This window comes from Burkholderia sp. AW33-5, from assembly GCF_053427615.1.
Map to the genome: position 1 here is coordinate 1 of NZ_JBSAXA010000049.1, position 7,738 is coordinate 7,738.

Consider the following 7,738-nt stretch of genomic DNA (forward strand, 5'->3'; position numbering starts at 1 on the left):
ACTTCTAAGGCTGTGAGGGCGAAACAGTGTTGTTGGATTTGCAGGAAGCGGGCATATTGACGCGTGAATCCTGCAAATCCTGACGAGGTGTGGATGGGTCCGAAGACGCCGGTGACAGAGGGAGATTTCTTTCGCCAACCGCTTCGCGAGCAGATCAACCTGGAGCATCCGTTGGTTCGCCTTGCCGATCTGATCGACTGGGAGCGGTTGAACACGGCGATGAGTGCAAGCTTTGTGTCGCCCCGCGGCCGATCGGCAACGTCGCCGCGTTTGATCGCAGGGCTGCTGTATTTGCAGCATGCCTTCGACCTGTCGGACGAGGACGTGGTCTGGCAATGGCTGAAGAACCCGTATTGGCAGGTGTTCACCGGCGAGACGTACTTGCAGACGAAGCCGCCGATCGATCCGTCGAGCCTGACGCGCTGGCGCAAGCGGCTGGGGGAAGCCGGCGTTGAAAAACTGTTGGCCGAGACGATCGAAGCGGCCAAACGTGCAAAGGTCATCAAGACGACGAGCCTGAAGCGGGTGATTGTCGATACGACGGTGATGGAAAAGGCGATTGCCCATCCGACCGATTCGCGTCTGCTCGAACGTTGCCGCGAACATCTGGTGAAGGCTGCCGCGCAACACGGGCTGAAGCTGCGGCAGAACTGCAACCGTGAAGCGCCGCGTCTGGCGGGCCAGATCGGGCGCTATGCGCATGCGAAACAGTACAAGCGGATGAAGAAGGCGCTGCGCACTTTGCGTTCACGCGTAGGGCGTGTGATGCGTGACGTCGAGCGACAACTAGATGGCGTCGCTCAGCAAGGTCGGGCGGCGCTGGAAGATCTGATTGGCCGCACGAAGCGGATTCTCACGCAGAAGCAGAAGGACAAGAACAAGCTGTACGCGCTGCACGCGCCGGGAGTGGAGTGCCTGGCGAAAGGCAAAGCGCGCAAGCCGTACGAGTTCGGCGTAAAGGTGTCGATCATGACGACGCACAAGGAAGGGCTCGTGATCGGAGCTCTTTCAATGCCGGGAAATCCGTACGACGGGCACACGTTGGCCGAAGCGTTGGAACAAGCGGCGATCCTGAGCGACATTCAGCCGGAGATCGCCGTCGTCGACCGCGGCTACAAGGGCGTCGCCGTCGATGGTGTGAAGGTCTATCACTCCGGCTTGCGACGCGGTATCACGCGCGGCCTGCGAGCAATGATCTGGCGTCGCAGCGCGATCGAGCCAACCATCGGACACGTGAAGGCCGACGGCAAGCTCGATCGGAATTGGCTCAAGGGCTCGTTGGGCGACGCGATCCACGCAGTGCGGTGCGGCGCCGACCACAATCTGCGGATGATCCTGTGCAAGCTGCGGCTTTTTTACGTCCTGATTCTCATCGCTTTTCTCAGCTTCAAAACCTCTGCACCGTCGGCGGTGTGAGTTCATCCGTGAGCTAAAACGAATTGTTCAGGGCCGACTAGGGCGTGTTCACACTAGCGTAGGGCTTCGACGATCAGGGAAAAGTTGATAAAGGCGATGAACATCAAATCGAGTTTGTCGAAGCGGGAGAAGATGCGACGAAAGCCCTTCAACCGCCGAAACAACCGCTCGACTTCGTTGCGACGTTTGTACATTTCCCGGTCGTACTCCCAGGGCTCGACGCGCGTGCTCAACGGAGGAACGACAGGGATAAAGCCGAGAGCGAGCGCGAGTTGCCGGGTTTCATTCCCTTCGTACGCCTTGTCCATCAATAGATGCAGCGGTCGATTCGGCGGCCCCAGGCGTTCGAGTAGTGCACGGCCGTGCGGCGCATCGCCGGCCTGACCGGGAGACAGTGCGAACGTTATGGCTGTTCGAGCATCCGCGGCAACCATATGCATCTTGGTTGTCCATCCTCCGCGAGACTTGCCGATCGCTTGGGGTCCATTTTTTTAACGCACCGGTACCGTCAGGATGAACCTTCACGATCGTGCTATCCAGCGACACCGCTTCAATGCGAACGCGGATGATCTGTGCGCGCTGCAACTTCGTGAATACTCGGTCCAGTACGCCGTTGCGAGACCAGCGGTTCATGCGCATGTAGATCGTGTGCCAGCGGCCAAAACGTGGCGGCAGGCCGCGCCATTTACACCCGTGCTCGGCAACATAGAGGATCGCGTTGATCACTTGCAGGTTCGACAGGCTCACATTACCCCGCTGTCGCGGCAAGCAATGTTCGATCTGTTTGAATTGGGCTTCGGAGATTTCCATCTCCGAAGCATAACCTTAAATTTATGTAGTGTGAACACGCCCTAAGGAGGTGGCGGAGCGCGGCAGCGTGATGTTACGAATCTACCGTTGTTCCACGTCGCGGCCACTGAAAGTGTGGGTTGTCGAACCTTTCTTGCGATTGAACGACCCTATACTTGCGAAGCAGTCGAGCAGGACGGCGACGATTGACCGCGCCTGCTCAGTGCAATTCGCCAGGATCGTCTCGCGAGAACGAGCTGGTGTCCTTCTTCTCTATGACGTCGCGTGCACTATCTTCGCGTCGCTCTGCTCGAAAACGTGTGTACCCAGCGTCATGAATGGAAACCGATCGATTAGCCGGCTATGGGCTGCAACATTCATGATCGCGCTTGCGAGTGACGTATTTTCCGGCGCGATCCGCTATTACACGTCGCTCGCGGGAATTTCATTGCTCGGTTATCTGCCCAAGGCCCTGATGGTTGGCTGTATCGTGTTCGGCCTCGTGATACGCCCGCGCGTCGCCACCATACTCGTTGCAAGTTTCCTGGCCATGCAGATGTGTGTATCGCTCGCGAACGGTGTCAGTCTCGAGGCCGCATGTTTCTGGATATGGACGGTAGCGCCCCTAATGTTCGTGCTCCTCATGCCTCCCGGCGCACTTGACATGCTCGAGTCAAGCGCGATCCGGTTCGCGTTCGTTGTGCTGACAACAGCCTGCTGCGCAGGGGTCATGCTCAACTGGTTTGTACACCTGCCATGGGTTGGCGGTAGCATCGACGTCAACGGCGTCAATGTGCAGCTCGCGTCATCCAACTATGTCGGCACTGTACCGCGCCTGCCCGGTTTCGGTCGAAGCAGTGCGACTACCGGCCTCGTGATCGGCCTGCTGACCGCGTGGCTCGTCCCGCGCCAGCGCAATGCGCTGGTAATCGTGGCGCTACTCGCGATGTCGGCGCTCGCGATCTGGGCTACCACCAACAAGACGACACTCATTGCGCTTTCGCTCGTGCTGCTTTGTTTCGCTGCGCTGAAAACATCGGGCCTCAAGCGCACCTGTATCTTCATGACGGTATTGATGATCGTATTGCCACTCGCGGGATGGGTCATTTCCGCGACGACCAATGTGGGAGTCACCGATTCGGGGTCGCTCGCGTCGATGCAGGATCGGCTGTTGAACACCTGGCCGAAACTGCTCGATGGCATGGCGCGTGCAGACCTGCTTTGGTTTGGCATCGGGCCAGGCGGATTCGGTTCCGCGACGGCGTACTACACGGCCAACTTCGGTTTCAATACCGGCTACTCCGACAACGCCGCGCTCTATGTCGTCGCGAATATCGGTGTAGCAGGTGCCTTGCTAGTCATGCTCGTGTTCGTGCAGCGCGTGCTGGCTAGTCGTACGGATAACTCGAAAGCATGGCTGATGCTGCTGTTCGTGCTGTTGAGCGGTGTGACGACCGATATCTTCGAAGCGCTTGGCTGTCTGCTCTTCGCGGGCCTCGCAGTCCGTGCGCTTACCGTACATGCCGGTCAGGAGACTCGATCCAATCAAGATGGCCTGAGTCAAGCGGCGACTTGGACGGCGAATCAGTGACTATGACCATCGAACGGTGACTATGACCATCGAACACGCACGCATGAGATCTTTGGCGAAATGGTTCGCAACCGCGCTGCTTGGGGCAGCCGCCATATTGACGGTGTCGAATACCGCCAGTTCGAACGAACCGGCGCTCGTGCTGCCGAATACTATGCAATCGTCGACGCTGCCTTTCGTTGCTCTCCCGCGCTTTTTTAATACACGAGCGAATTCCGGTGTTGCGATTCACGAGATCGACGATCCGGTGCTGCTGGATGCGGTACGAGACGCCGGATTCTCCTTCGTCCGGACGGACCTGTTCTGGGATTCGGTAGAAATGCCGCAGGGCTGGAATTTCTCGCGCTACGACGCACTCGTCGCCAACCTGCGTGCGCGGGGGCTCGGTGCGCTGTTCATCCTCGGCTATCAGCATCCGCGACACGCGCCCAAGCAGCCCCCAACGTTGCCCGCGCAGGTCGACGCGTTCGCCGAGTATGCGACGCAGTCCGCGCTGCACTTTCGCGATCAGCCGGTACGCTTCGAAGTTTGGAACGAACAAGACCACAAGGACTACTGGCTTGCGCCTCCATCGCCGGCCGAGTACCGGAACTTGCTGCAGGCAACCGTTCGAGCTGTCAAAAGCGCGAATCCGAATGCTGTGGTCGCGACGGGTGGCGTTCAGCAGGTCGACTTGCCATTCATTCGGGCGGTAGGCGATATCGGCAGCGCGTCCCAGCCCGCGCCCGATGCGGTCAGCGTACATCCGTATCGGCAAGATGCACCGGAGACCGCTCTGCGCGACTACGCCACGCTCGCACAAGATCTTGCCATGTATCGTACCGTTCCCGCCATTTGGGCAACCGAGTGGTCGTATCCGACCTATGGATACAAGTATGTGTCGCACACCAGCGACGGCCACGATCCTGCCGCGCGCGAGCGCCAGGCTCGCTACGCGGTGCGACGCCTCCTGGTCGACTGGATTGCGCAGATCGGGCTCACGGCCTACTACGACATGCGCAATGACGGGGGCGACCCGAATAACATGGAACATAACTTCGGCCTGTTGGACGCCAACAACATGCCACTGCCGGCGTACGTCGCGGTCCGGCATCTTTTCTCGTTCACCGCGAATGCACACGGCGCGAAATTGTTCCTCGATCCTGTTCGGCGTTTCGCGGTCTTGCGATTCCGTGCCGAAGGCATTGTGAAATACGTGGTCTGGTGTTACGAAAAAAACAACACGCTCGACATTGACCTTTCACAGTTACCTGCCGCAGGTACGTCCGCGTCTGATCTGTATGGAGCGCCGGTCGACATCTCGCGTCGTCGACTGACGATCCGCGAGGAGCAGGGCCCGGTGTTCATCGTCTCAGCGACTGGCTGATAGCCGGCGAGCAAGATCGGAAACAGTCGCATCATTCAGAAACCAACATGAAATTCAACGCTCGAAAGATCCAATATCCGCAGCGGATACCGGACGAATCCGGGGTGAGACAGCTTTGGCATGCCGTTACGCAGCATCGTCGTCTGTTCTTCGCTACGATCGGCGCAACCCTCGTGACGGGCGTGTTGTATGCGCTGCTTGCCACGCCGCAGTACCGGGCCGAAGCGCTTCTACGTGTCCAGACAAAGCCCGGTTCGTCGATCAGTTCGCTCTCTGACGTCTCCGGAACGATCATGGCGTCCCCGTCCGCGTCCGACGAAAGCGAGATGCTGATTTCGCGCGCGGTCATCGACAACGCGATCGATGCAACAGGTGCCGATCTCGATATCCGCAGCGCGAGCCGGTTTCCGCTGATCGGTCCGCTTCTTGCGTCGCGCTTCGATACGGAAGACGCACTCGCGCCGGCGCTGCTCGGACTGACCGGCTACGCGTGGGGTGGCGAGAGGCTCGACATCGGCGAATTCTCGATTCCGAAAGGTGCACTCGGCGATCGATTCAGAGTGGTCGCAGAAGGTCCGAACATCTGGACGCTCTATGACGACGACAACAACGCGCTTGCGCGCGGCAAGGTCGGCGAAACAGTGTCATTCAGGCTTCCTGGAGAAGCAACGGCCGGTCGACTACGCATCGACGTTTTGCGGGCACGTCCCGGTATCGAATACTCGGTGCGCAAGCAGCCGGAGCCACTTGTTTACGAAAACGTATCGAAGCATCTGAAGACGGTCGTGCCGAACCGCGACTCGACATTGGAATCGCCTTCGATGATCCATCTCAGCTATCAGGCGGACAGTGCACGGGAAGCGAAAAAAATGGTCAACGCGATCGTGCAGCAGTATCTGCAGCGTGACCTCGCGTTCCGGACGGATCGCGCACGTCGCAACCTCGATTCGTTGCGGCAGCGGTTACCGGGGCTGAAGCACGACTTGCAGAAGGCCGAGGACGATCTGAATCAATACCGGACACAGAACGGTGCGATCGACGTCGATCAACAAGGTGCTGCGTTGATTAGCAGACTCAATACCCTCGCGGAGCACCAGACCGAGTTGCAAATCTCGCTCGACGACGTCACGCAGCACTTTTTGCCCAAAAGTGTCCAGTATCAGACGGTGCAGACGCAACTCGACCACGTGAAACGAGAGATTCGCGATACGAGTGCAATGGCAGCCAAATTGCCCACGACTCAGCGAGAATTTGTGCGCCTGTCGCGCCAGGTGGCGATCACAACACAGCTTTACACGAGCGTGCTCACCAACGCGCAGCAGCTCGAGATCGCTATCTCGAGCGCAGCGCCCGGTGTGACAGCCATCGACTGGGCAGTAGCACCGTTTCGGCCTGTCTGGCCCAAGCGCGGCATTATTGTGCTAGGCGCGTTGTTCGCGGGAGTGTTCTTTGCACTGACGGGCGTGCATCTGTTGTCGCTGTACCGCCGTGAACTGTATTCGCCGGCTGCGCTGATGAGGCTGACCGACCGACCGTGCCTCGCGATCGTGGCGTCGTCGCCAGCATTGGCGGCCGCGCCTGGACAATCTCGCTCGGCGGCGTTGCCGCTGGCAGCCACGCATCCGGACGACGAGGGCGTCGATTCGCTGCGCGCATTGCGTGCCAGCCTGAAGATTGTGCTCACGGAACCTCGTCAGAGTGGTGGAGGCAAGGTCTTGCTGTTTACGGGGGTGAAAGCTGGAGTCGGCTGCAGTTTCGTTTCGTCGAATCTTGCATATCTGCTGGCGAGAACGAACGCCAGCGTACTATTGATCAACGCTGACTTGCGCGCTTCGTCGACGGCCGGCGGCCCTGGTCTCACTCAGGTGCTCGACGGCTCGATGTTGCCCGATGCCGTGACGCTACGCGTGGCGGGTAGTCAACTTTCGATCATGACGGCGGGCTCACCGGGCAAAACGTCACCCGGCGAGTTGTTCGAAGGCGCTGGACTCACGAAGCTTATCGCATCGCTACGCCAGCGTTACGACTTCGTCGTGATTGACGGACCGCCGTTATTGCCAAGCAACGACGCGCTCGGCATCATCGGCGCGAACTGCGACGCGAACGTGCTGGTTTCGCGCAGCGGCTTGACGCGCGTCGCCGACGTCGAGGCTGCGTTGGTGCATCTGCGGAGCATCGGTGCCGATATAGCGGGGCACGTTTTCAATGCAGACCAGGGTTCGAGTAAACCGGTCGTCAAACTCTTGCGTACGGGTGGTGTTCCGGTTCGTTCGACGGAGTGCCAGAGGGTGGAATTCCGGGAATTTCCATTCCGCGGGTTCGTGGAACGGCGTCGGCGGAACCAGGAAAAGGCGTGAATTCGAACGCCTACCGCGGTGGCAAGCCAGTGGCGGACCGTGCGCCTTGGGCGGGCATCCTGTTTGTGCGGAAGACGGGAATTTGTTGGCGCGACTTGCCGTCCGAAATGGAATGCGGCTCGGACGTAAGTTGTTTGCGCAGGGTGAGCGATTGCCAGCCTGCCGACGTGTGGGATCGACTGCATGCGGTGTTGCTAGCGAAACCGCGAGCAGCCGAGG

The 7,738-nt window shown here is 59.4% G+C and carries 5 protein-coding genes and 1 pseudogene; 5 read left to right on the forward strand and 1 reads right to left on the reverse strand.

The window, feature by feature from the left end; translation table 11 throughout:
* Positions 1-93 precede the first annotated feature (93 nt).
* On the forward strand, positions 94-1,416 hold the full coding sequence (locus ACV22V_RS31910) for an IS5 family transposase (RefSeq protein WP_448016681.1): 1,323 nt from the start codon (positions 94-96) through the stop codon (positions 1,414-1,416).
* Between the two features lie 53 nt (positions 1,417-1,469).
* On the opposite strand, the gene ACV22V_RS31915 is transcribed toward ACV22V_RS31910, so the two are convergent.
* A protein-coding gene (locus ACV22V_RS31915; protein WP_448016683.1) for an IS5 family transposase occupies positions 1,470-2,226 on the reverse strand; the annotation gives its coding sequence in 2 pieces (ribosomal slippage) (positions 1,470-1,908 and positions 1,907-2,226; 759 coding nt in all).
* A gap of 358 nt (positions 2,227-2,584) precedes the next feature.
* Between ACV22V_RS31915 and ACV22V_RS31920 the strand changes: the two genes are divergently transcribed.
* From ACV22V_RS31920 to ACV22V_RS31935, 4 genes and pseudogenes are all read left to right on the forward strand, one after another.
* Positions 2,585-3,796, forward strand: a complete 1,212-nt coding sequence (locus ACV22V_RS31920; protein ID WP_448016685.1) for a hypothetical protein — start codon at positions 2,585-2,587, stop codon at positions 3,794-3,796.
* A 16-nt stretch (positions 3,797-3,812) separates the two neighbouring features.
* A complete protein-coding gene (locus tag ACV22V_RS31925) occupies positions 3,813-5,162 on the forward strand; it encodes a cellulase family glycosylhydrolase (RefSeq protein ID WP_448016687.1) in 1,350 nt (449 codons plus the stop codon).
* A 47-nt stretch (positions 5,163-5,209) separates the two neighbouring features.
* The gene (locus ACV22V_RS31930; protein ID WP_448016688.1) at positions 5,210-7,519 is read left to right on the forward strand and encodes a GNVR domain-containing protein; all 2,310 of its coding nucleotides are present in this window, start codon (positions 5,210-5,212) and stop codon (positions 7,517-7,519) included.
* A gap of 17 nt (positions 7,520-7,536) precedes the next feature.
* A pseudogene (locus ACV22V_RS31935) lies at positions 7,537-7,738 on the forward strand (transposase); the annotation flags it as partial.

Bases quoted from the DNA above. Each gene is read 5' to 3' on its own strand.
- ACV22V_RS31910 (WP_448016681.1), top strand. From the start codon at position 94: ATGGGTCCGAAGACGCCGGTGACAGAGGGAGATTTCTTTCGCCAACCG.
- ACV22V_RS31920 (WP_448016685.1), top strand. From the start codon at position 2,585: ATGATCGCGCTTGCGAGTGACGTATTTTCCGGCGCGATCCGCTATTAC.
- ACV22V_RS31930 (WP_448016688.1), top strand. From the start codon at position 5,210: ATGAAATTCAACGCTCGAAAGATCCAATATCCGCAGCGGATACCGGAC.